Source organism: Alloscardovia venturai, from assembly GCF_042676605.1.
Classification (GTDB): Bacteria; Actinomycetota; Actinomycetes; order Actinomycetales; family Bifidobacteriaceae; genus Alloscardovia; species Alloscardovia venturai.
The window spans coordinates 69,142-93,108 of record NZ_JBHTHQ010000011.1; the positions used below are offsets into that span (position 1 = coordinate 69,142).

At 47.2% G+C, this 23,967-nt stretch carries 17 protein-coding genes, 1 tRNA gene and 1 pseudogene; 9 read left to right on the plus strand and 10 right to left on the minus strand.

Annotated features, from left to right (window positions below; translation table 11 throughout):
- Positions 1–116 precede the first annotated feature (116 nt).
- Both rho and ACFQY8_RS01580 read left to right on the plus strand, forming a co-directional pair.
- Positions 117–1,946 carry a transcription termination factor Rho gene (rho, locus tag ACFQY8_RS01575; protein WP_377937946.1) on the plus strand — a complete coding sequence of 610 codons (1,830 nt, stop codon included), beginning with the start codon at positions 117–119 and terminating at the stop codon, positions 1,944–1,946.
- A gap of 80 nt (positions 1,947–2,026) precedes the next feature.
- Positions 2,027–2,434 (plus strand): chorismate mutase, encoded by a 408-nt coding sequence (locus ACFQY8_RS01580; RefSeq protein ID WP_377937948.1) that lies wholly within the window; start codon positions 2,027–2,029, stop codon positions 2,432–2,434.
- 170 nt (positions 2,435–2,604) lie between these two features.
- Here the strand turns inward: ACFQY8_RS01580 and valS are convergent, their stop codons facing one another.
- Genes valS through ACFQY8_RS01600 form a run of 4 tightly spaced genes read right to left on the minus strand, consistent with a single transcriptional unit; the run spans position 2,605 to position 8,464 of the window.
- A complete protein-coding gene (gene valS, locus ACFQY8_RS01585) occupies positions 2,605–5,334 on the minus strand; it encodes a valine--tRNA ligase (RefSeq protein WP_377937950.1) in 2,730 nt (909 codons plus the stop codon).
- A gap of 58 nt (positions 5,335–5,392) precedes the next feature.
- Entirely contained in the window at positions 5,393–6,961 is a 1,569-nt protein-coding gene (locus ACFQY8_RS01590; RefSeq protein ID WP_377937952.1) for an ABC transporter substrate-binding protein, read from the minus strand.
- A 19-nt stretch (positions 6,962–6,980) separates the two neighbouring features.
- A complete protein-coding gene (nth, locus tag ACFQY8_RS01595) occupies positions 6,981–7,658 on the minus strand; it encodes an endonuclease III (protein ID WP_377937954.1) in 678 nt (225 codons plus the stop codon).
- A gap of 20 nt (positions 7,659–7,678) precedes the next feature.
- Entirely contained in the window at positions 7,679–8,464 is a 786-nt protein-coding gene (locus tag ACFQY8_RS01600; RefSeq protein ID WP_377937956.1) for a winged helix-turn-helix domain-containing protein, read from the minus strand.
- A gap of 96 nt (positions 8,465–8,560) precedes the next feature.
- On the opposite strand from ACFQY8_RS01600, the gene ACFQY8_RS01605 reads away from it, so the two are divergent.
- Positions 8,561–9,235 carry a hypothetical protein gene (locus ACFQY8_RS01605; RefSeq protein WP_377937958.1) on the plus strand — a complete coding sequence of 225 codons (675 nt, stop codon included), beginning with the start codon at positions 8,561–8,563 and terminating at the stop codon, positions 9,233–9,235.
- Between the two features lie 310 nt (positions 9,236–9,545).
- On the opposite strand, the gene ACFQY8_RS01610 is transcribed toward ACFQY8_RS01605, so the two are convergent.
- Positions 9,546–10,037, minus strand: a complete 492-nt coding sequence (locus ACFQY8_RS01610) for an inorganic diphosphatase (RefSeq protein ID WP_377937959.1) — start codon at positions 10,035–10,037, stop codon at positions 9,546–9,548.
- Positions 10,038–10,306: 269 nt separating this feature from the next.
- Here ACFQY8_RS01610 and ACFQY8_RS01615 point away from each other — a divergent pair, with 269 nt between their 5' ends.
- Both ACFQY8_RS01615 and adhP read left to right on the plus strand, forming a co-directional pair.
- Positions 10,307–12,598, plus strand: a complete 2,292-nt coding sequence (locus ACFQY8_RS01615; RefSeq protein ID WP_377937961.1) for a hypothetical protein — start codon at positions 10,307–10,309, stop codon at positions 12,596–12,598.
- Positions 12,599–12,789: 191 nt separating this feature from the next.
- Positions 12,790–13,800 (plus strand): alcohol dehydrogenase AdhP, encoded by a 1,011-nt coding sequence (adhP, locus tag ACFQY8_RS01620; protein WP_377937963.1) that lies wholly within the window; start codon positions 12,790–12,792, stop codon positions 13,798–13,800.
- 150 nt (positions 13,801–13,950) lie between these two features.
- Here adhP and nrdG read toward each other — a convergent pair whose 3' ends face one another.
- The 4 genes from nrdG to ACFQY8_RS01640 form a co-directional block, all read right to left on the minus strand.
- Positions 13,951–14,697, minus strand: coding sequence for an anaerobic ribonucleoside-triphosphate reductase activating protein (gene nrdG / locus ACFQY8_RS01625; RefSeq protein WP_377937965.1), 747 nt, complete (start codon positions 14,695–14,697; stop codon positions 13,951–13,953).
- Positions 14,698–14,840: 143 nt separating this feature from the next.
- Complete coding sequence (gene nrdD, locus ACFQY8_RS01630) at positions 14,841–17,228, minus strand: anaerobic ribonucleoside-triphosphate reductase (protein WP_377937967.1); 2,388 nt, start codon at positions 17,226–17,228, stop codon at positions 14,841–14,843.
- 474 nt (positions 17,229–17,702) lie between these two features.
- Positions 17,703–18,329: a nitroreductase family protein gene (locus ACFQY8_RS01635; protein WP_377937968.1), complete on the minus strand. Its 627-nt coding sequence runs from the start codon at positions 18,327–18,329 to the stop codon at positions 17,703–17,705.
- 188 nt (positions 18,330–18,517) lie between these two features.
- Positions 18,518–19,906, minus strand: coding sequence for an MFS transporter (locus tag ACFQY8_RS01640; RefSeq protein WP_377937970.1), 1,389 nt, complete (start codon positions 19,904–19,906; stop codon positions 18,518–18,520).
- 341 nt (positions 19,907–20,247) lie between these two features.
- Between ACFQY8_RS01640 and ACFQY8_RS01645 the strand changes: the two genes are divergently transcribed.
- Positions 20,248–20,321, plus strand: a tRNA-Met gene (locus ACFQY8_RS01645).
- Here the strand turns inward: ACFQY8_RS01645 and ACFQY8_RS01650 are convergent.
- On the minus strand, positions 20,281–20,526 hold the full coding sequence (locus ACFQY8_RS01650; RefSeq protein ID WP_226988350.1) for a helix-turn-helix domain-containing protein: 246 nt from the start codon (positions 20,524–20,526) through the stop codon (positions 20,281–20,283). The two genes, ACFQY8_RS01645 and ACFQY8_RS01650, sit on opposite strands and share 41 nt — an antisense overlap.
- Before the next feature lie 166 nt (positions 20,527–20,692).
- Between ACFQY8_RS01650 and ACFQY8_RS01655 the strand changes: the two genes are divergently transcribed.
- The 3 genes and pseudogenes from ACFQY8_RS01655 to ACFQY8_RS01665 all read left to right on the plus strand — a co-directional run.
- Positions 20,693–21,526, plus strand: a complete 834-nt coding sequence (locus ACFQY8_RS01655) for a tyrosine-type recombinase/integrase (RefSeq protein WP_377937972.1) — start codon at positions 20,693–20,695, stop codon at positions 21,524–21,526.
- 213 nt (positions 21,527–21,739) lie between these two features.
- Entirely contained in the window at positions 21,740–22,804 is a 1,065-nt protein-coding gene (locus tag ACFQY8_RS01660) for a hypothetical protein (protein ID WP_377937974.1), read from the plus strand.
- A 213-nt stretch (positions 22,805–23,017) separates the two neighbouring features.
- Positions 23,018–23,967 (plus strand): annotated as a pseudogene (locus ACFQY8_RS01665) (LPXTG cell wall anchor domain-containing protein); the annotation flags it as partial.

Consider the following 23,967-nt stretch of genomic DNA (forward strand, 5'->3'; position numbering starts at 1 on the left):
CCCTATACTTGCAGGTATACGTGTGATTTATTCACACATTCAGTGTAGATATCTCCTTTCCTTGTAGCGATTTGTGTTTATGGGACGGAGTGTTGTGCATACGAAAGGTCACACACGTGGCAAATAGCAATCTTGCAGATATGAAACTACCGGAGCTGCGCGAAATCGCGAAGCAGATGCGCTTGAGGGGGATTTCCACTCTGCGCAAGCCAGAACTTATCAACGTCATTGAAAGTGCACGAAGCGGTGCTGCGGCTCCAGCAGGTATAAGTGTTAAGAAGATACCAGATGCTGAGATGAAGAAGTCACCATCGAGCATTAAATCTGTAGAAGTGCCAAGTAAAAAGGTGCCTGAGACAATCGATTTGAGCATTGATCTTCCTAAGCACCCACGCCGTAAGTCAGCTCCTCTCGATCCTGACGAGCAGGCAGCACACGAAGCAAGTCGCCATCAGGTTAAAGCAGATTTGGATGATATCCTCTCCGCTCTTCCTGACCGTTCTGAGCGTGACCGTGCTCAGGCACTTGAAGAATCTGCTCAGAAGCGTGCTGAACGTGGTGCTTCTGCACATGATCGACGTAACCGTTTATCTCGCTCTGATCGTCAGCAGTTAGACGCGCAGACTGAAAATACGGATGAAGAGGAGAATTCTGAGCGTCCTGAACGCTCAAATCGCCGTGACCGTGACCGCTTTAATCGCGAGGATCGAGCAGAGCGTGGTGACCGTCGTCGTGGTCGTGATTACACGCGTGACCGTAAGAATAAGAATGGCGTTTCTTCTCACGATGCGGAAGACTCTTCTGCTGAAGAGCCTCAAGAAGAACTTATCCCAGTCGCAGGTGTCGTTGATATCCTCGAGTCATATGCGTTTGTGCGCACCTCAGGCTATCTTCCTGGTCCTAATGATGTGTATGTCTCCATGGGGCAGGTCAAAAAATACGGACTTCGCAAGGGCGATGCTGTACGCGGTTTTATTCGTGCCACTCGTGAGGGAGAGCGCCGTAATCAGCGTCAGAAGTTCGTCCCGCTGCAGTCCATCGAGTCTATTAACGGTCTAACGTTGGAAGAAGCTGCAACTCGTCCACAGTTCTCTAAGCTGACGCCTTTGTATCCTCAAGAGCGTTTGACGATGGAAACCCAGCCAAATAACATCACTGGGCGCATTATGGACATCGTGTCTCCAATTGGCAAGGGGCAGCGTGGCCTTATCGTATCTCCGCCAAAAGCTGGTAAGACTATTACTTTGCAGTCCATCGCTAATTCAATTACTGCAAACAATCCTGAAGTTCACTTGATGGTCGTTCTTGTAGACGAACGTCCTGAGGAAGTGACCGATATGGAGCGCACCGTTCAAGGTGAGATTATCGCTTCGACTTTCGATCGCCCAGCTACAGATCATACTATCGTGGCAGAGCTCGCTATCGAACGCGCTAAACGCCTTGTAGAGCTTGGTCAAGATGTAGTTGTGTTGCTTGACTCTATGACACGCTTGGCTCGTGCTTACAATATCGCAGCTCCAACTTCTGGTCGTATCCTCTCTGGTGGTGTGGATGCTCAGGCGCTCTATCCTCCAAAGAAATTCTTCGGCGCTGCACGAAACATTGAGAATGGCGGTTCCTTGACCATTATCTCCTCTGCATTGGTGGAGACTGGATCGAAGATGGATGAAGTCATCTTCGAAGAGTTCAAGGGGACAGGAAATATGGAGCTTCGTCTTTCTCGTGATTTGTCCGAGAAGCGTCTCTTCCCAGCAATTGACATCAATGCTTCCTCTACTCGCCGTGAAGAGCTCATCACGGACCCAGCTCAGATGTCTATCATCTACCGCTTACGTCGAGCGTTGGGTGGTTTGGAGCCTGAAGCTGCGTATCAGCAACTCGTGGGTCGTTTGAAGAAGACTCAAACCAATGCTGAGTTCCTTAAAGCGATGGCTCAAGGAAACTAAGCTTTATCAAGTTTTAGTATCGTAGGCAGCTTTTCTGGGCAAGTTTGTTCAGATGGCTGCCTTTTGTGTAAGGTTAAGGCATGATGGAGAACGTTGAAGACGCGATGGAAGACATCCAGAAAGATATTCAGGAAGTTTCGGGCGATACTGCGATTTCAAGCGCGAATGTTTCATGTGAAACATCGGGGGTCGTAGCTGAAGCTACGCATGGGATTGAAGAGCAGCGCGCTGTCATTGATGAAGTAGATGAGCAAATTATTCGCTTACTTGCGCGACGATTTACAGCTACGCGCCAAGTGGGGCTTTTGAAGGCTAAAGCAGGTTTTGCGGCTCTTGACTCTGTTCGTGAAGAACACCAGTTGGAGCGTATGACGGTGCTTGCGCGTGAATGTGGACTTGAGGAGGAGATCGCCCATGCATACCGCGACTTCGTCGTTACCGAGTCAAAGAAGAGACATAGAAAGATTGCTGAAGAACATAGTACATAGGCATAGCTGTGCGAATCCTCGCAGGGGTATTAGTTGTTATTTGCTAACAGTGAGCATAGCAATAAGTATGGTAAATGAGGAATTTTAAGAGAATCAGAAACAGAGAAAGGTGTCTCTCATCAAAATAGTGAGAGACACCTCTAGTTTTACAGTTCAATGCCTTGCGTATCTTACTTCTTTGCTGGAGCCTCTCCAAGCTCGGAAGTAGTAGCTACGATTTCGTCCGCATTAGCATCCTCAGCGGAGAGATCCGCGACCGTCAGAGTGACTGTACCAGTGACCTTAGCTGCTTCATAAACATCAGCAGAAGCTGCCTCAACCATTGGGATAGCCTTCTCGTCAAGTGCAAGAGTTGCCGAGAGGATTGGTGTCTTCATAGAGACCTTTGCCTCAGACTTAATCTTACGCAATGCTCCGAGTGCACGACCTGCCCACACGAGCACAGAGGCGTCTGCTCCAGCTGAAGCTGAGCGGTAGAGGTCAGGAGTTGGCCAAGAAGCACGGTGTACAGAACCTTCGCCTTCGTGCATCCAGGAGAATACCTCCTCAGTAGCATATGGAAGGTATGGCGCGAGCAAACGTGCGAATGCATCCAAGCCGAGTCCCAGGGTAGTACGTGCAGAAAGAACATCCGCCTCAGAGGGAATGGTGCCTGTTGCGTTTGCAGTACCGTAAGCACGGTTCTTGACGAGTTCGATATAGTCATCGCAGAACTGCCAGAAGAAGGACTCGATAGCTTCGAGAGCTTTAGCGTGATCGTACTCGTTCAAAGCCTTGGTTGCGATGTCGATGACATCAGCGAGTTGAGCCATGACTGCCTTATCGAGTGGGTTAGTGACATCAGATGCCCTCCACTCAGCTGTAGCAGCATTAGCCACATGATGGTTCTCGTCTTCGCGGCCAATGGCAAGTGCAAACTTAGTAGCGTTGAGGAGCTTGATAGCCAAGCGACGACCAATCTTCATCTCGCCAATTTCGTATGCTGCATCAGTACCAAGACGTGCGGAAGCTGCCCAGTATCGTACTGCATCTGCGCCAAACTTGTCGATAGGCTCGGAGGGCACGACGACGTTACCCTTAGACTTAGACATTTTCTTGTGGTCAGGGTCAAGAATCCAACCCGAAAGCGCTGCATGCTTCCAAGGAAGTACACCGTTTTCAAGGTGCGCGCGGACCACAGAAGAGAAGAGCCATGTACGGATGATGTCCTGACCTTGAGGGCGCAAATCCATAGGGAATGTAGCGTTGAAGAGCGCTTCGTTCTCTTTACCCGGCTCTGCCCACTTGGTCACTATCTGTGGAGTCATGGACGAAGTAGCCCATGTGTCCATAATGTCCTTTTCTGCGGTGAAGCCGTTTGGCTGGTCACGCTGATCTTCGGTGTACCCCTCTGGCACATCGATAGTTGGGTCGATTGGAAGAATATCCTCGGATGGAGTGAGTGGATGAGCGTAATCGACGTCGCCATCGGCGTTGACTGGGTACCAGAGTGGGAATGGAACGCCGAAGAAACGCTGACGGGAAATGAGCCAGTCACCATTCAAGCCGTTAACCCAGTTCTCGTAGCGTACGCGCATGAAGTCAGGGTGGAATTCAAGCTCTTTACCGCGCTGGACAAGCTCTGCATTCAAAGCACGGTCAGTACCACCATTGCTCAAATACCACTGGCGGGAGGTAACGATTTCCAAAGGCTTATCGCCCTTTTCGTAGAAGTTCGTCATACGCTTTGTAGGAGTCGGCTCACCTTCAAGATCGCCAGATTCGCGAAGTGCATCTACGATGATTTTGCGGGCAGAGAAAGTGGTCTTTCCGGCAAGTTCTTCAAAGAGTGCGCGGCCCTTCTCATCTTCAATCCAATCTGGAGTGGTCATAGAAAGACGACCATTGCGCTGGATAATAGAGCGTGTTGGAAGATTCAAATCACGCCACCACTGGACATCAGTGACATCACCGAAGGTACAGCACATAGCGATGCCCGCACCCTTATCCATTTCTGCTGCTGTGTGAGCTACGACGGGAACCTTCACACCGAAGAGTGGAGAATAGACTTCCTTGCCGAAGAACTTCTGGTAGCGTTCATCATCAGGATGAGCAATCAATGCTACACAAGCAGGAAGAAGCTCTGGACGTGTGGTCTCAATATAGATAGGGGAGCCGTCCTCTACGAGATGGAACGCCACCTTGTGGTAGAAGCCATCGTACTCGCGAGATTCAAGTTCAGCCTGAGCAACTGCAGTCTGGAATGTGACATCCCACAGACCTGGGGCTTCCTTCTGATATGCCTGTCCGCGAGCAAGATTGCGCAAGAAGCCTTTTTGTGCTACGCGACGAGGATGCTCGCCAATGGTGTGGTAGGTATTTTTCCAGTCTACAGAAAGACCCAAGGTACGCCACAGTTTTTCGAAGAGCTTTTCATCTTCTGCAGTGAGCTTCTCGCACAGTTCGATGAAGTTCTGGCGAGATACAGGAACCTGGTCCTTAGCTTGAATTTTCTTGGTTGTACCCTCAAATGGTGGCTTGAAGTCTGGGTCGTACTTCAGCGAAGTATCGACGCGCACGCCAAAGTAGTTTTGTACGCGACGTTCGGTAGGCAAACCATTGTCGTCCCACCCCATTGGGTAGAAGACGTCAAAACCATTCATACGCTTGAATCGCGCGATAACATCGGTGTGAGTGTAGGAGAATACGTGACCTACATGAAGACTTCCCGAGACAGTTGGCGGTGGCGTATCGATGGAATATACAGCCTTACGGTCACGAGTATTTCTAAAAGCGTATGTCTGATTTTCTTCCCAGTATGCGCCCCACTTGTCTTCGAGACCCTCTACGCCAGCCTTGTCTGGCAGCGCGGTCAAGTGCGCGGACACACTGTTTTTGTCTACATTCTGGTCATTAGTCATGGAGTCGAGTTTACGCGGTTTCCGCGACACGCACGCTTTGCTCAGAATTGCTGATTTTTTAGTGAGAATTGCGCGATACAGTGATATTTTCTAATGGTAAGTAGCGTTCGACCATACTAGTAGGAAGTCCTGTGAGAGTGGACTTTGATGCGATGACAGGCGTCTCGCTATAGAGCCAGATGATAGGCACGTCTTGAGCAAGAGTATCTGCCACGGTCTCTGTTGCCTGCGCGTAAGCTGCCTCAGTTTCCGCACTCTCGACGGCATTCCATTGGCTCTCGATAGAGGAGTTTGTGTAATTGATGAAGTAGTTTGGGTCTACCATAGTACCTATGTCATGGCTTGACGTGTAATCGACGATAGCCATATCAAATTGCTTCCTGCCGATTACTTGGTCGTTCCACTCTTCGTCACTCAAACCTCGCGCTGTGACCGTGCCGCCTACTTGAGTGAATTGCTGAATAAGGATACGAGCGAGTTTGTCTGCTCCTGAACTTGTCTTATACGCCAAAGTGAGATTTCGCGCATACCCGAAATAAGATAGAAGACTTCGTGCATGAGTGAGATTTGCATCTGTGGGGTATGTTTTAAATCCAGGGTCTAGCTCAGCTACGGGTCCGCCGATAGGATTGGCGCTAATGCCAAGCTGATTGATGACCGAAGTGCGGTCAAGCATAGCGTTATATCCTTGGCGTATGCGCGTGTCAGAGAAGAGAGAATCAGCGTCATTATTGAGTGCTACGGCCCAGCGGTGAAGGCTTTTTGAGGTGGTAGCAGTCAGGGATTTGTCCGTTTGGAGACTTTCGGAGATTCGTACAGTAGACGAGCTGTTTGGCGTATCGCTCAGCGGAACGATGGCATCGATTGTGCCGCTTTTCAGTTCTTGTGCTGCCTGCTGTGCGTCAGAAATCGTCTTCAGCGTCACCGTAGATGCGTAATTCTGGGATCCGCGCCAGTACTGTGGGTTAGCACTCAGAGTGAGTGACTTTCCTGCCGAGAAGTGTGCTACGGTGTAAGGTCCAGAACCAATTGCCATTTGCGATTTGTCATAGTGGGCTTCACTGTCATAGATAATGCCTGCACGAGTGCTCAGTGCCCACAAAAGCGTAGGGTCACTCTGGCTGAGAGTGAGAGTAACCGTGCTGTCTTTGCCTGCTATATTTGTAATGCGAGCTAGAGCATCTGCTCCTTGAGTGTGCTGCTGAATGGTCTGCTGAAGCGAATACACTACGTCTGCACTGTCCAAGACATGGCCGTTTGAGAAACGCATATGAGGGTAAAGCGTAAAGGTGTATGTCTTCTTATCTGCAGAAATATTCCACGACCGAGCAACTCCAGTCTGCGTCGGCTTGTTTACATCATCGTGGCCGACAAGAGTTTGATACACATTAGGAACGAGAGCCTGGTCCACAGCGGTAGAAGAGTTGGTAGTCACATCGAGGGACGTGAGCGGTCGAGAAGTGGCAATGGTCAAGCTTGTCCCATTCCCATTCTTGATATGAGAGAAAGCGGCAAATGGACCGATTCTGTGTATATATCCCCACACGCAGCCGATAATCAGTGCAAGGACAACGATGACTGATACAAAGATAACTGCTGGATTTACTCTACTTTTCTCTTCACCCATAGAGCACTAGTTTACGGTATTAGTCGATAAACAGTCCAAAACTCGGGCAGGTTTTACGCAGCGGACACACGAGACATTCTGGTTTGCGAGCATGACACGTAGAGCGTCCGAAAAGGATTAAACGATGAGAAACATCCTTCCACTGCGAAGGTTCAAAATGCTTCGTAACCTCTTTTTCAATTTTTACGGGATCAGGATTTTTGAGTGTCCACCCACTACGCCAATGTAAACGCCCACTGACTCGGGTGACATGCGTATCTACAGGGAATCCTGGTTTGTCAAAAGCGTTGCCAAGGACGACATTTGCGGTCTTACGTCCCACGCCGGGGAGAGTAGTAAGCTCTTCCATCGTTTGCGGAACTTCTCCGTTGAAATTATCAACGAGCGATCGAGCAATATCAACAGCATGGACTGATTTTGCGCGCCAAAAACCAATGGAATGAATAATCTGACCGATAATTTCCACATTTCCCTCAGCCATTTTTTCTGGCGTTGGATAGAGATCAAAGAGCTCAGGAGTGACCATATTGACACGTTTATCTGTAGTCTGCGCGCTGAGCATAGTGGCGATGAGAAGCTCAAAAGGATTGCGAAAATCTAAAGCCGGTTGAGGATTGGGGATAGTCTCGCAAAGAATCGCATACTCGTGTTGGATACGCTCATCGCGCTCGCGAGCAGTTTCACGTGAAGTAACCATAGTGGTATTTGATGATACTCCTATGACTTTTGTTTCGGGTGTACACTTTGTGGAGGATCGAAACGGTAACCAACATTGCGTACGGTGCCTATGACATATTCAAATTCCACTCCAAGCTTTGCGCGCAATCGTCTCACATGGACATCTACAGTGCGCGTTCCACCGTAATAGTCGTAACCCCATACTTCTTGAAGGAGCTGACTACGGGTAAAGGCGCGTCCGGGGTGCATAACGAAATATTTGAGGAGTTCAAACTCTTTATACGCTAGGTCTAATGGTTCTCCGCGGAGAGTAGCAGAGTAGCCGATGGTATCTACTTCTAGCTCCCCACACGTGATGATTCCATCGCGCTCTTGTGAGACTGCATCTCCATGAGCTTCAAAGTTTGAAGTGCTTGCAGAGGAATTAAAAGAGTGCGATTTCGATGTGGGCGGCGTCGATTGCATCGAAGCGGTGTGCAATCCGCCTCCAGTGATGATACGCACGCGAGTTTCTACCTCGGCAGGGCTGGCTGTGTCGACGACAAAATCTGTGGCGTTCCAACTCGCATTAAAGCCAAGGCAACCTCCTTCGCTCAAGATAACGATGAGGGGGACTTGTATGCCTGAAGCTTCGGTGAGGGAACACCATTGCTTTGCTGAGGCTACTTCGTGCCGCGCGTCAACGAACACGATAGTGTTATCCGGTATGCGCACTATTGATGATGTATCTGCGGGTAGTACGCGGACGCGGTGCTGGAGAAGTGCTAAAGCAGGTAATACACTTGCAGGGTCTTCGGCGTTAGTGATGAGAGTCAAATCACTCATAGTCACTCCTTTACCAGTTTGCCCTGCTTTACGATTACTATGAATAATACTAAATACTTCGCACGATGTGAGTGTGTGATAGTCCAAGGAGCGAATATGACGAAGAATCAGAGTGTTCTCACTGCAGGCATCGTGGGGGCGGCAGCTACTGCGCTTATGTGTTTCGTGATATTTTTTATCGCCTTAATCGGTCAAAGTGATTTTGTTCCTTGGATAACGGCCGCTATTGTACTTGCGGTTGCAGGAGCTTTTGTTCTGCTTTATCCAGCAGAAATTTATACACGAACTGCTGGTGTCTCTCGTATTTTTGGTTTTGCAACGGCACTTGCAAGTATCATAGCTGCACTTGTAACGCGCTCGCTCGAACGTCTTGGTATCGCAATTCTCATGCTGATGTTTATCAGTATCGCTGGAGGATTCCTCTTCGAAATGCTACGTAAAGAACGCGTAGAGCTTATTAAATCATTATCGCAAATTGTCTTTATGAGCTTTGCGGGATTATGTGCATCGGGCTGGATAATACTTGTGCAAGCAGTGGTCTTAGTGGCTTATCACATGGCTATAGTTGGGGGAATTGTCGTCGGAGTCCTCGTATGTGCTCTCTTCATAATGCTTACGTGTGCTCTTGCACGTGGGGCCGGCGATAGTGCTACCAAGGGGACGAGCATGTCCGCATCTGTGTGGGGGTATATGTTTGCTGTTCCTGTGTTTTCTGGGATTTTTCCGCTGATAATGGTACTTGTATGCGCCCTTATGGAAAATCTCCGCTAGTATCGGTGTGCTGTTTTGTCGGAATAGCGCACTTGCTCTTGAGGGTGGAAACTACGGTTGCCAGAGGATTGCCATTCTCTCTTGTGCATAGTTTATGTGGCTTAATACGATAAAGGGCTTTCTCGCTAACGCACAGGGAAGTACGTTTTTGAGAAAACCCTAAACTTTAAGCAGCGAAAAGTAGATAGAAAATAAAGAGAAAGAGACGTGACTTAAATCTTACAAAATTACATCACAATTTTGCAAAACTCATTATCGCCCATCTGCTTGTCTATATTGTCATTGTCTATATTCCGCTTACTGTGCTTGATTATTTGGCATCCGCAAGACGCTTGCGAGCAGCTACGATTTCTTCCTCAGCCTTGTCTACAGAAGTCCAGTAAGATCCTGGGAGAACTTCCTTACCTGGTTCAAGAGCCTTGTACTGATTGAAGAAGTGCTCGATTTCCTTCTTGTGGAATTCGTTGACATCATCAATATCTTTGATATCGTCAAAGCGTGGATCTGCTGGTACACACAGAACCTTATCGTCGCCGCCAGCTTCATCAACCATGTGATAAAGTCCCACTGCTCGGCACTCTACGATGCAGCCAGGGAATACTGAATTTGGAATCATTACGAGAGCATCGAGTGGATCACCATCTTCGCCGAGGGTGCCTTCGATGTAACCATAATCATCTGGGTAGCCCATAGAAGTGAAGAGGGTACGGTCGAGCATGATACGACCGGTTTCGTGGTCTACTTCGTATTTGTTCTTTGAGCCGCGTGGGATCTCAACGAGAACGTTAAATGTTTCTGCCATTATTTCTCCTTGGAGAAGGGTCATTTACGCTTGTATTCAAACGTATTAGTTCTTTAGCTTACTTGTCACTCAGTATAAGACGCACTGTACGCTGTGCGCTCTCGCATTTCGTACACGCAGTATATGTATGTTTCATGCGCCACGGTTATCCACATCGGTACACATTTATTCTGTAAGTTTCTAGGAACGTACACTTTGCTGCACGCTTGAAGTACTCATTCGTTTATCGTCAACGAGATAAAACGGGACAAAAGAGAAAGGAAACTTTCATGATGAGACGACGAGTACGACATGCTGTGCGGTGGTGTGCAGCTTTGATTGCCATAGTTGCTGTATGTGCTATGCCAATTATTGGCATGCATGTGCCGAAAGCCTTTGCGAAGAGTTCCTCGGGCACTCTTACTGCGGCTAGTCCATCGCTATCTTTACATGCGCCGCAAGAGCCGGAATTATGGCTCGGTGTCATAGCTGTCACTTCCCAAGGTGACTATGTGTACTGTAAGCAGTGGGGAATTGACTCAACTTTGACTTTTACTAATTCTGTACGATTACCAGACACGCCTCAAACTAGGTCTATGGCATATCTTCTTAATCACTATCGGTCAAGTAACGATGCTTTAACTCAAGCTGCTCTGGGTTATCTTGTGCATGATTACTTTGAGAGCGACCAGACTCGCGATGCGAAGTGGATACCGCATCGTGACTATTTGAAACAGAACATTCCTGGACTAGAGCAGCGCGTGAATCAGCTCTGGGATGAGGGCACGTCGCATGCCGTTGAAAGTGCTACAGCTACAGTGTCTTATGCCCTAGAAAAGCGTAAGGGCAAGGTCAGTATCCAGCTCGTTAATGCGCAGAAGCAGACGGTATCCGGTGTCAAAGCGACAGTTACTCTCAATGGCCCTGCAAAGTTCGTGTCTACAGGGACGCAGAATATTCAAATGACTTCAAGCAATACACCTCAGGATTTTGACTGGGTAGCCGCGGGACAAGGTGAGGTCAGCGCAGATGTGAGTGTTGACGTAGGAACCTTAGACTCTCTTGACTCTCGTCAAGATTTCATCCGACTTGGTGATATGACCCAAGCAAGAATGACGGCGGTAAAGTTTGATGTTAAAAAGTCGTTCCAACCGACAATACAGACGAAAACTCCTACTGCTGTCTTGAAGGAAGGTGTCGTCCCAGAAGACCATGTGCAGTTAACTGTACGAAATAAAGCTTTGTGGGAAAAGGGAATAAGTTTCAAAGCAACAGGCTATCTTTACGCTGATATGACGGCACAGGATATGCAAGCGCTGCTTACATCACAGGAGGCTCAGGTCAAGAAGAGTGATACTGCCGATAGTTACCTTTCTAGGCTTGATTCACTCCACCTCAAACGCAAAGCTGTGGCACAGACTACAATTTCAGAAATTGATACCGACTACACGGTCAGTGCGCGTACATTAGGGAATCAAAACCTTCCCTATAATCGGAGTAAAGATAATTTTGCAAGTTGGGTGTGGGTTATAAAGAAGTCAGATCAGACACCTGAAATGCAAGAATGGATAGACCATGATGCTATTTCTGGACTTTTGGATCCGTTGGAAAGCTACTCAACAGCGCAAAAACTTAGCGTTGACTCTGTCGTGACGGAGCATCATGCGATTGTAGGAACGACACTCAGCGATCGCATTACTGTAGCAGGGTATCCGGATGATCATGGTATATATAAAGGCACTCCAGGAATGCTGTGGAAACCAGATCTTGAGTTTGCTCAGGTCAGTGTCTATTGGTCCAAAAATAAGCCTGACCGTGCCGAGGCTCCACACGATGATACTGACCACAAACTCGTAGGCACGTGGGACTTTAAGGCTGTCAATGGCACGATTTATGTCGGCGGTGGGAAGCCTGATGGGCATGACAATCCTGTCCATATCAATGCGGAGGCTCCTGGCTACTATGCGTTTGTCTATCACTTTGCGGGGGATTCGCGAGTAGATTCTGTGGACAGTCCGTGGAATGACGAGTGGGAGTGCACTCAGGTTACGCAGGAAGCGACTCCGAATAATGCGCGGATTGTGACGCATGTCAGCAATTCCCACGTCGATAAAGGCGAAAAATTTAATGATGTAGCAGTTGTAACGGGCAGTATAAAGGAAGGGGCTTTTGTTACTTTCACTGCGTATGATGCCGTGGAAAACTCTGAAATGATGGGAACGACGAGATATCTCACTCATGAACGTCATGTGCGTATCACTGCTGACATGAAGCAGAAAGATGGTAGCTACAAAGTAACAAGCCCTGAAGTAAAAACTGACAATAGCGGGACAGTATACTGGAAAGCTACCTTGTGGAATGCGAGGGGAGAGATTCTTGCTTCCCATGGGCTCGGAGTTGAGGGTGAAGAAACGCATGTACAGACTCCACCTCCGGCTACGCCGAAGAATAACCTTGCCCAGACAGGTACTAATGTCGTATCAGTAGCGTCGGCTCTTGCTGCATTTGCGGGTTTTGGAGTGATTACTCTGATGACTTTGGGTGGTCTTCGGTCCAAGATGAACAAATCTCGCAGGGAGTAGAAGTAAGAGGCGAGTAGAAGGCAAGCAAAGCTACACAAATTTAAAAGAGCCAGAGCCTCGCGACACGTCATAAATCACAAGGATTTTGTTCGGTTTGCGTGGCTTTGGTTCTATAAAGTGAAAATTTGAGTGTAGAATGTTAAAAGTCATCGAACGCTGGTGTTTGACGACGTTTCAATGAAGGAGTTGTTATGAAGGCAATTGTTGCCACTAAAGATAAGAAAGCTGCTGTAGTCGATAAGGAACTGCGCCCATTGCGTTATGGTGAAGCATTGCTTGATATGGAATGCTGCGGTGTGTGCCATACTGATATGCACGTGATGCATCAGGATTTCGGTGATAAGACTGGCGTTATTCTTGGGCATGAGGGCATTGGTGTCGTCAAGGAAGTCGCAGAGGGCGTGACGACTTTGAAGATTGGTGACCGCGTATCTGTGGCGTGGTTCTTCCAAGGGTGTGGTCACTGTGAATACTGCACTACTGGTCGTGAGACTTTGTGTCGCGAGGTGCTCAATGCTGGCTACACTGCTGATGGTGGTATGGCTCAGGAGTGCATTGTTCCTGCAGATTATGCGGTCAAGGTTCCAGAGGGACTTGACTCTATGGCTGCTTCTTCCATCACATGTGCAGGTGTTACTACGTACAAGGCAATCAAGGAGTCTGGTGTACATCCAGGTGAATGGCTCTTGATTTCTGGCCTTGGTGGCTTGGGAAACCTCGCATTGCAGTATGCGAAGAATGTTTTCCAGGCTAAGGTTATCGCTGTCGACATTAATGATGAGCAGCTCGAGTTTGCGCGTAAGTTTGGCGCAGATATGACTATTAACCCATTGAAGGAGGACGTAGGCGAAGTAGTGCAGCGTGAATGTGGTGGTGCACATGGTGCTGTCGTCACTGCAGTAGGTAAGAGCGCATTCAACGGTGCTGTTGATGCTTTGCGTGCTGGTGGCACTCTGGCAGCTGTCGGTTTGCCTACAGAATCTATGGATTTGGCCATTCCTCGTCTCGTTCTTGATGGCATTCGTGTAGTTGGTTCCCTCGTAGGCACTCGTAAGGATCTTGAAGAAGCATTCCAGTTTGGTGCTGAAGGTAAGGTCGTGCCACAGTGCCAGTCACGTCCAATGGAAGACATCAATGACATCTTCGACGAGATGGCTTCTGGTAAGATTCGCGGACGTATGGTCATTGATTTGAAGCACTAAGACATACGAGTGCAGCGAATACTATGTCGTGTAGAGTAGTGAATATCGCGTTGAGCGTCTAGAGCGTGAAACGATGATATAAAATTAGGTGGTGAAAACGTTGTAAAGTTTTCACCACCTAATTTTTTCGACGGCTAGATTGTCTGTCTATTATGCATTCTCACTCGCATCTTCTGAGGCTGCGCGATTTTTGCCATAAATCTCTGGGATAAAACGTTCTTGGTCGTGAAGCCTCCCCCATACAATAGGGCGTCCTTCTTCGAAACTTTTCTTCACATCGAGGATACGCTGGTTTGAAGAGCCTCTGAACTGTAATAATGAATCATGCAGAGTGCTGATATAGCGTCCATCGACGAGTACATCAATGTTGTGGAGAAGCTCTAGTTTATCTGTAGTCTCACCGTCTCGCATGAGCTCCTCCCACGTATAGCCAGTCCAGCACCAGATATCTTTGCTATCTCCAAACTCTGCACGAAAACGGTTAGTAAGCTGCAGGAGCATAGGAGTATTTAAGAGTGGCTCGCCGCCAAGAAGCGTCAGACCCTGAATATAATCATGGCGCATATCTTCTATGATGGCATTTTCAAGTTCTAGGGTGTACTCATGTCCCGCTTGGAAATCCCAAATGGATGAGTTATAGCACTCATGACAGTGGAAAGGGCATCCGCTGACATAGAGAGAGCAACGAATCCCTTCGCCATCGGTCACGATATTACGCTTATAGTCAGCGACCATATTCCGCGTGAGTTTTCTACCATCCCACTGCCCTGCCTTAGGGTTGTTTGCGAGCTCTGTAGGAATAGAAGGGCCTCGGTGAGTCTCATGCGCTGCGAAGTCGCGGTGTGCGCTGGTGCGTGGGTGAGGTGCTCTACCAGTTTTTATAAAGTCATCAGTCACAGCAAAGGTACCTTGTTTTTTCTTACTTTTCTTTCATACTTATAAATTTATAAGAGCCGTAAAGCACAAACTAGAACAAGAGAGCTTGGATTACGATAAATACTCCAAGCTCTCTATGCACAAATGTACTTTCTGATTAGAGCTTACTGCGCGTCATCCCACCATTCGCGGACTGTGCCGTCCTTCAATGTGACATGACCAGTCTCGCCTGCCATATGCTTGACACGGTGGGCAATCTCTTCATGACGACCATGAGCCATTGGGCGCTGAACAGGATTTCCAAGGTATCCGCAGGTGCGCTTTGTGACGTTGCACTTATTAGGATCGCTATTGCCACACTCTGGGCACTTGAAACCAGTCTCTGTCGGCTCGAAATCACCTTCGAAACCACACTCGAAGCAGTGATCAATTGGTGTATTTGTACCTAAGTAACCGATGCCTATCTCATGCGCGTAGTCCCATACAGCTTCAAGTGCCTTAGGATTGGACTGAAGGCTTGGGAACTCGCAATAGTTGATGAATCCGCCGTTAGCGAGGTATGGGAAATCGCGCTCGTAGGAGAGCTTTTCCATAGGCGTTGGGCGGAGCCATACTGGGTAGTGGAAAGAGTTGGTATAGAAGTCGTGGTCTGTCACGCCATCGACAACGCCGAACTGTTCCTTATCCAAACGTGCGAAACGATCAGTCAAAGACTCAGCAGGAGTGGAGTATACAGAGTAGTGGTAGCCTTCAGCCTTATCCCACTGCACACACAAGTCGTGCATACGGCGGACGATTTCGAGAGCAAACTCTTTGCCATCCTCATCCCATGAATGGTCTTTCATCCAATCTTTACCATAGAACATGGCGACTGTCTCGTAGAGACCAATGTAGCCAAGGGATACAGTAGCGCGTGAATTGTTAAAGAGCTGATCTACATTATCGCCAGGCTTCAAGCGGCCAAATGCGCCATACATGAAGAGAGTAGGGGCGTTGATAGGAGTAGCTTCCTTGCAACGCTTGATACGGAACTGCAAAGCCTCATGTGCTACTTCCATACGCTGATCGAAGAGTTTCCAGAAACGTTCCTTTTTGCCATGAGATTCAAGAGCAATACGCGGAATATTGACGGTTACTACACCAAGGTTGAGACGTGAGTCTGCCACATCTTCGCCAGTGTTTGGATCGGTCCACCCATTGAGGAAGGAGCGGCACCCCATAGGCGCCTTAAAGGAACCAGTAATCTTTACAATGTTTTCGTAGAAGACGACATCAGGATACATGCGCTTCGTAGCACACTCAAGAGCGAGCTGCTTCATATCGTAGTTAGGTTCACCCTCTTTAGCGTTGACACCGTTCTTAACAGTGAAAACAAGCTTAGGGAAGATAGCGGTATGACGGTCCTTACCCAAACCACGGATACGAATCAAAAGAATAGCGCGCTGAATTTCGCGTGCAAACCAATCCTGCCCAAGTCCAAATCCAACGGTTACAAATGGAGTCTGACCGTTGCTAATGCGGTTCGAGTTAATCTGATACTCCATGGTCTGCATCGCATCGTAGATGTTCTTGCGAGTGAGAATCTTTGCGTAAACTTCACGTACCTTTTCCAGCTCATCAATATCGTCGTGGAATGGGGTATCCATAGGGAGTGGTTCACGATTCTCGAAGTGCAACCAAGCTGCTTCACGTTCCTTAAATGCTGAAATAGCACGCTGAGCTACATCGATAGGCTCACCGTCCGGGAAGATAGTACGAGCCATCTCGAGGTTCTTGTCATAATCAAGCCGAGCATAACGTGCAAGCATCTCGTCTGCACGGTTCACTGTCTGACCACCGTACTGAGATCCAGCGATGTCCTTGATAATCTGGGTAATCTGAGTTGCAGCGGTGCCAATGGACTTAGGTGAGTCCATCATCGCGTTACCGAGCTCAAAGCCTTGGGCAAGCATGTTGCCAAAATCTGGCAACGAGCAGTTTGTCATAGGAGTGAATGGACTGTAATCCGCATCATGGAAGTGAATATCGCCCTTAATATGAGCATTTGCAACTTCGGGAGGGAGCATACTCATCGCGCTCGCCTTAGAAACTGTGCCTGCAAGAAGGTCGCGTTGTGTGGCGTAAACGTTCGCATCTTTGTTTGCGTTCTCATTCATGATGGTTTCATCACGGTTGACAAACTTCTTGATAGCCTCGTTGATATCACTCGCCTTAGCGCGTGCAATGTCCTTGTTTAAACGCCATGATGTGTATGCTTCAGCAATATCGTAGAGGTGATTATTAATGAGCGTGTGCTCGACAGCGTTCTGGATATCGTCGATGCGTACGTTTCCGTTGTAGCGACCAGTAATAGCGCTTTCTACGTAAGAAGTCATCTCGTCGATGTGGCGCTCGTTGACGGAGTCAATCTCTTCGCCCACAGCTTTAAAAGCAGCTTCCATAGCATGCTTGATGTTCATTCTGTCGAATGGAACGATACGGCCGTCACGCTTCTCTACCCTAATCTCTGTAGAAGTTACCGGTGCTTCGGCTAATGCAGTTGTAGGTGTCATGTTCTGTCGCTTTCGTCTGTCACGGATGCGCTGCACGAATGTACGTGTTGCGCGACTGATATATATTTCTAGTAGCACCGTAAGACCTAAATATTGATGTAAAAATTTAATGAAATACTATATATAGTGGTTGAGAGTGGTGTGGGTAAATGTGGATAACTTTATAGTTTGGCTCAATTTGCGGTGTGTTGTTGGGGATAAAAAATCGAGATTATGATGGTTATCCACTAAATATTGATGAGTGCTGCGACACACGTGTGATGTACTTAACATAAAGATTTAAATGTCTCACTTGTCGGTTACGTCGTCCAATTACCCTTGATATTTCAAGGGTTTTAAGTACTTTTATAGTAAAATACAAGAAAGCCACGTCTGAGTTTGGTAGACGTGGCTTCGAGCTTTGCAGAGAACTTTAAGGGAACTCTTTTTGTGAAAACCTCCAATTTAAGAAATAATATGAAGATTTTCATGGGTTTATCGAAAGTCTGTAATGTTTTCTGCTGGGATTCGTGGGGAAGTATGAGGCTCTTCGGCTGCTTTTCCGATAGTCATCATAAGTGCAGAAGAGTAGCGTTGAGGGTCGATGCCTAGTACTTCTGGCATCTTTGCCCAGTCGAAACCGGTCATAGGGTTAGTGTCGTAGCCATGCTCGCGCGCGACGGTCATGAGCTGCATCGCTACGAGTCCGGTATCTACTCGGGAGATGTAAGCCATGCGTTCAGCTGGTATAGGGTCTATAACATTGTGAATGTAGGAAGTTACCTGTTGAGCTACTTCTTGTGGCATGTGCCCCTCAGTGACAGCCTGTTCATAGATGGAATCGGTGTGCTGAGCTGCTTCGAGATCATTGAAAATGAAGATGGTTGCAGATGCGGTATCGGTCTTTTGGGCATTGAGCTGGACATAGTCGTGAATCTTCGCCTTGCCTTCGTCGGTGTCTACGACTACGAATTTCCATGGCTGAAGGTTAAAAGCTGATGGTGCTGTGACTGCTTCGTTAAGCATGTCAAGTATCTCTTCGCGGGAAATTTTTACTTGTGGGTCATACTTTTTGACACTGTGACGTTCAAGTACGTTATGGTGAAAATCATTGTTAAACATAATGTCTACAATACTTGTCGTATTCTGCCAGAGAGGTAAGAATAGCGCATGGCATAATTTATGTTTAAGACGGGAATGGTGTAAATGTAAAAGAGTGTAGTCGGAAAATCCCCAACTACACTCTAGCGTTATAACTTTTGCGTTCTTTAAAGAACGCTCTGCATGTGAGTATTTATTACAAGGAGTTTTTACAACCCTGCCTCAAACGCAAGTTCTTCATTATAGTTCACATCCTTTGTTTCCTTAGACATGTAAAGGGAAATCAAAGTGAGAATAGCGGCAACTGCAAGATAAACGCCAACCATCCAAGTTGATCCGCCTGCAGCCTTCCACAAAGCAACTGCAATAATTGGTGCCAATGCTGCTCCAAGGATGGAGGAGACGTTGTAAGCAATAGCAGAGCCGGTGTAGCGCACATTCGTAGGGAACATCTCAGGGAGGAAAGCACCCATTGGGCCAAAGGTAATGCCCATAAGGATGAAACCTACGATGAGGAATACTTCTACAAGCCAAGGCATAGCAGAAGTACCATGCTGGAAGTCAAGAAATACTGGGAAAAGCAGGCCGAAAATGGCGATAGCATAAGTGACCCAAATCAGAAGTTTTCTGCGGCCAATCTTATCGGCCCATGGGCCTGCTACGAGTGTGAAAATGCCAAAGAAGACCACTCCGACAATCTGCATAAGGACAAATTGGGTATATGGAATTCCAAGACCCATCTTTTCTTTAGTAGCGGTTCCGAAAGAGAGAACCCATGTGGTGGTCAGGTAGAAGAGCACGTAAGTAGCGAGCATAGCAAAGGTGCCGAGTACGACTTCCTTGAAATGGAAACGGAAGGTGTCGGCGAGAGGAGACTTTACGACCTTGTCTTGCTCGACAGCGCGCTTGAAGGTCTCAGACTCGTTTAAGCGCACGCGCACCCACATGCCGATAGCAACCATAATTGCTGAGAACCAGAATGGGATACGCCATCCCCATGCGAGGAATGCTTCCGACTGAAGTACAGCACTCGTTGGGTGAGGTAGAGCGAAGTTAATGATAAGGAACAAGCCATTTGCCACGATGAAGCCGATAGGTGCACCAAGCTGTGGGAATGTGCCGTAGAGTGCGCGCTTATTTTCTGGAGCATTTTCGGTGGCGACCAAAGCTGCGCCAGACCATTCGCCACCGAGGGCAAAACCTTGGGTGAGGCGAAGGATGAGAAGGAAGAAAGGTGCCCAAAGACCGATGGTCTGGTAGGTAGGCAAGAAGCCGATGATAAAAGTGGCAATACCCATGGTGAGCAGGGAAATGACCAAAGTGGTCTTACGTCCTAAGCGGTCGCCCAAATGCCCGAAGAAGATAGCGCCAAGTGGGCGAGCTACCATTGCGGCGCCAAAAACAGCGAAGGATGATAGCAAGCTTACGGTGTCGTTTCCTTTAGGGAAGAAGAGCTGAGGAAATACCAAAGCTGCAGCCGTAGCGTATACATAAAAATCATAAAACTCGATGGTTGTGCCCACGAGTGAAGCAGCAATCACTTGGGCAGGTGTATTAATGCCTGACTTTTTTGCTGCAGAAGAAGTCGACGTAGTCACGAGTCGATCCTTTCTTCTCAATCTCTGTCTTAATTTATGCACAATTGGTGCGTATGGTTGTCTACCTGTGCAGACTGTGCATGCTTAAATCATTAAAGGCAGCTAAGATGTTTTGCATCGTTGCTGCCTTTGAGTAGTGATAATGATTATGCTCGTAAGGAAGAAATGTTGCTTAGAAAGCTCATAATGCGAGAAAATTGAGTTTTGTGGGGTGATATGAGGTGCGATGTGTGGTCGCAATATGTGTGGTCACACATGGTCGCGTATAGAAGCTCACGACACGCGTGCTTGACAATACGTGTAATACAAGTAAGCTAGATAAAGCTTGTTTATCAAGCCGACGCGGGGTGGAGCAGCTCGGTAGCTCGCTGGGCTCATAACCCAGAGGTCCATGGTTCAAATCCATGCCCCGCTACGAATAGGGTCGTAGGTTCTACTTTTAAGAATTCTGCGGCCTTTTCTATTTCCGGAACACGCCATGGAGTGGCTTCATTTAATCTCATATTGACCGACGGTCGTGTCATATCTAATACTTCCGCCAATTCATTTTGCGTACGCCTTTGACCCGCCAAAAGCATACGAATATTCATTGTCACAATCTGATTCAATGTCAAATCCATTATTATTCATCTTTCTTTCCTAAAACCAACTAGCCTTTTCATCCTATCGGTTAGTTACATTTATAGTATATCACATATTATGTATTTGTAAAAAAAAACGGACTTGAAACTGTGTAGCGGAACAAGACGTAAAATCTTTTCGCTACGTATTCTAGTCTATGTTTTTATGGTAAAAATCAAAAGAAAACTACTCCCTAATAGTTGGGAAACATATGTTACACATTGGCTGGAATACCTTGAAGCAAGTGGATATACAGAAGATACGATTAGATGCCGCTACTACAAAATCAGTCGGCTTGCGCGCCTACTTAATCAGCCACCAGAAGATATTACAGGACAACAACTTGTTGAGCTTTTTGCACACCAAGACTGGAAACGAGAAACGCGCAAAGGTTATTCTTCAACAATACGCTCGTTTTACTCATACATGATTGAAGAAGAAATTATTGATGTCAATCCAACAGTAAAGTTACCTAAAATTCGTAAAGAATACGCAATACCTCATCCATGTCCTGATTACATCATTCGTGGCGCTTTAGCCCAAGTTAGAGGTAACAAGGAGTATGAAGCCATGCTCAGGCTCGGAGCAGAATGTGGATTACGACGTAGTGAGATAGCACAAGTATCTTCATCCGATATTATGATGCTTAATACTCATCCCCAGCTTCTTGTACACGGTAAAGGACGCAAAGAACGCACTGTCCCCATCGCGCCAGATCTCGCACAAATCATCGCCAACCAGCATGGATACATGTTTTCTGGCAGATGGACCGGTCACGTCGAAGCATCCTATATTGCGCATCACATCTCTCAGCTTCTTGGTAACGGATACTCCACACATAGTCTCAGACATCGATATGCCACTAAGGCATATGAAAGTACACACGACCTTCTCTTAGTATCTAAACTCCTTGGCCACGCTAGTGTAGAAACCACTCAAATATATATCAGTCTCACATTCCCTGATAGCAGTGCCATTACAGAAGCTGTTCGCCTCTAAAACAAGACAATTTGAGGGGAACACACGAGCATATTGACTTTATATCAAAAAGTTGTCAATCGCATTCTCACTACTATGTATAAAGCAAAAGTCATCGAGATTAGGAAAGAAAAATTAGAATGACACTAAGTATGTATATATCTTTCACCTGAATATTTACGAATCAAATAAAACTGTATAGTAAAAACATAGATAGAAAGACGAAGGATAATTATGGCTAATATGGATAAAAATCAGATTATTAAACAAGAAACCGAGATTACGAGACTAGATGCTATTTCTGGTCACGGTGACCAGAAGCCAGACAAGAAGAACCGTAAGAAGATTATTCTCATTGTTACAACGGTTGTAGTGGTTGTGGCTTTGCTGGTTTCTGGCATGCTGGGTGTGAAGTCTTTACGCGATTCCAAGACTCAAGCGTGTATCCAGGCAAACAGCGCGTACTCTAAAGCGTGGGCACAGTATGGAAAGATTAAGAAGCTGGCTGATGAAACTGCCAAAACTGTGACAGCAGTTGAGCAGGTTGCAAACGCTAAGACCTACACCACATTCGCTGCTGAATATGGTAAGGCTAAGAAAATACGCAAGGCGCAGTCTTTGAATTGCGCTATCACCTACACTCAGGTTTTCAACGCAAGCACGTCTAGTCTTGATAAGGTTACTGTCCAGCTTAATAAGACCACTAAGGCTCTGAAAAACTCAGCAGTTAATGTTATCAAGTCGAAGAATGTGAAAGACCTTGAAAACACTAAAAACGCAGTCAAGGCGAAGCTTGATGAAATGAATAATCTGCTGAACTCGTCAAACGGTAATGTGGCCGACAATGCTACTCGTGATAACCTGCAAAACCAGATTAACGCTGTAACTGCCGCATTGAATGATAAGAAAGCTACTGTGGAGTCGTTGAATAAGGTTCTTGAGCCAGTCCAGGGCGCTATTGATGGTGTGAATGCGAGCGTGGCAGCGAAGCAGCAGGCAGACGCTGCCGCAGCGGCCGCGGCAGCGGCGCAAGCAGCTCCGCAGGCTCGTTCCCAGTCTGCGGCTCGTACTAGCTCGGGAGCTCCTCGTTCAAGTACTCGTGGTGGGTCTTCTTATAGTGCGCCAGCACAGAATAAGAATTCGGGTGCGGTCGACTGGGATAAGTACCTTGCTGACGGGAAAGCATATAATGAATCACATAGAACGCCTAATCAATGTCGATATATCTACCGCTGTGGTACTGGGTGGAATACCGATGGAACACCAGATGGTGACGGTGATGTAACTAATAGCAAATAGTTTCCATCTTTACTCATTTTCCCTTTACATAGTGGTTGGTTTTAGACGACTTCTAAAACCAACCATTTTTATCAATACCAAATTTTTATTGATATAAAATAAAATTTTTTCATTTTCTCATTACTGAATGTGAAACTTTTTGGTTTCGCATTTCATAATAAGCAATTTGAAAAAAGGGAGACTTTTATGTCGCTTTTCGCTAAGCATAAAAGTATGAGAGACAAGATCCGACAAGGTTCACATCGCGCTCTTGCTGGTATCGTTGTCGCATCAACAATGTTGACAGGATCCGCATTTGCCGCTGGCGGTGCCGGATGGACAGGTGGAAGCACTGGCGGATCTGGCGCATATAAATCGAATACATTCTGGGTTACCGATGATAACCTAGGTTCCGCATCAGATAATGAAGCAGTGGTGCGCGCTATCCAATCAGAAGGTGTAGCCATCGGTAGCTCGGCTACCCGAGAAGCAGCAGCTAGAGCGCAAATTAACGCTGCATTATCGAAGGCTCGTGGTGATTGTGAAACAGAGTATACTGCGCGAGGTGGCACTGGTTCGGCAGACTGCCGCATCTGGGGTGTAGGCTTCACCGCAACAACAGCAGGACCAGGAATCACAAAACCAGAATATAACAATACTTCTAGCGCGCAAGCAACTGGCGCTCAATGGTTATCCGCATGGAACAACGAGACACAGAACGGTACCAGAAAATATAATCACGGCGGTAGCGAATACACAGTGTTTGATGATATTGATTCAGCTAATACACTCGCATCATTCGCTGCTCATGGTATGAGTACACCAAATACTGATTTGATTGTTATCGTTCTTGCAAAAGATCAGCCGAAACTGTGGGACTTTACCCCTGATAAGTCGTGGGTCAAATACTCTAATGGTAAATGGGCAACCGTTATTGACGCGAAGCATACCAACACCACCGGTGCAGACACTCAAACCATCCTTGATGGTGACAAGCTCGGCTCCGTGGTTAATGGTAGCTTGGGTGAGAACCTGGGAGACAGCCTAGGCGAGTTCAAACTGGTGGATGATTACACGGCTGCGGATTATTTGTGGGATCCAGACATGAGCGATGTGCATGTGTATGCTGCTCCAATCCCTGAGGCTTCCACTACCGTTTCCTCAGTCGATGACATCCTTACTAA

What these genes read in the sequence shown, in the direction of transcription:
- ACFQY8_RS01660 (WP_377937974.1), top strand. Translation starts at nt 21,740, where the DNA reads ATGGCTAATATGGATAAAAATCAGATTATTAAACAAGAAACCGAGATT.
- ACFQY8_RS01580 (WP_377937948.1), top strand. Translation starts at nt 2,027, where the DNA reads ATGATGGAGAACGTTGAAGACGCGATGGAAGACATCCAGAAAGATATT.
- ACFQY8_RS01605 (WP_377937958.1), top strand. Translation starts at nt 8,561, where the DNA reads ATGACGAAGAATCAGAGTGTTCTCACTGCAGGCATCGTGGGGGCGGCA.
- valS (WP_377937950.1), bottom strand. Translation starts at nt 5,334, where the DNA reads ATGACTAATGACCAGAATGTAGACAAAAACAGTGTGTCCGCGCACTTG.
- adhP (WP_377937963.1), top strand. Translation starts at nt 12,790, where the DNA reads ATGAAGGCAATTGTTGCCACTAAAGATAAGAAAGCTGCTGTAGTCGAT.
- ACFQY8_RS01610 (WP_377937959.1), bottom strand. Translation starts at nt 10,037, where the DNA reads ATGGCAGAAACATTTAACGTTCTCGTTGAGATCCCACGCGGCTCAAAG.
- nrdD (WP_377937967.1), bottom strand. Translation starts at nt 17,228, where the DNA reads ATGACACCTACAACTGCATTAGCCGAAGCACCGGTAACTTCTACAGAG.
- ACFQY8_RS01600 (WP_377937956.1), bottom strand. Translation starts at nt 8,464, where the DNA reads ATGAGTGATTTGACTCTCATCACTAACGCCGAAGACCCTGCAAGTGTA.
- ACFQY8_RS01635 (WP_377937968.1), bottom strand. Translation starts at nt 18,329, where the DNA reads ATGTTTAACAATGATTTTCACCATAACGTACTTGAACGTCACAGTGTC.
- ACFQY8_RS01650 (WP_226988350.1), bottom strand. Translation starts at nt 20,526, where the DNA reads ATGGATTTGACATTGAATCAGATTGTGACAATGAATATTCGTATGCTT.
- nth (WP_377937954.1), bottom strand. Translation starts at nt 7,658, where the DNA reads ATGGTTACTTCACGTGAAACTGCTCGCGAGCGCGATGAGCGTATCCAA.
- ACFQY8_RS01590 (WP_377937952.1), bottom strand. Translation starts at nt 6,961, where the DNA reads ATGGGTGAAGAGAAAAGTAGAGTAAATCCAGCAGTTATCTTTGTATCA.
- ACFQY8_RS01655 (WP_377937972.1), top strand. Translation starts at nt 20,693, where the DNA reads ATGGTAAAAATCAAAAGAAAACTACTCCCTAATAGTTGGGAAACATAT.
- ACFQY8_RS01615 (WP_377937961.1), top strand. Translation starts at nt 10,307, where the DNA reads ATGATGAGACGACGAGTACGACATGCTGTGCGGTGGTGTGCAGCTTTG.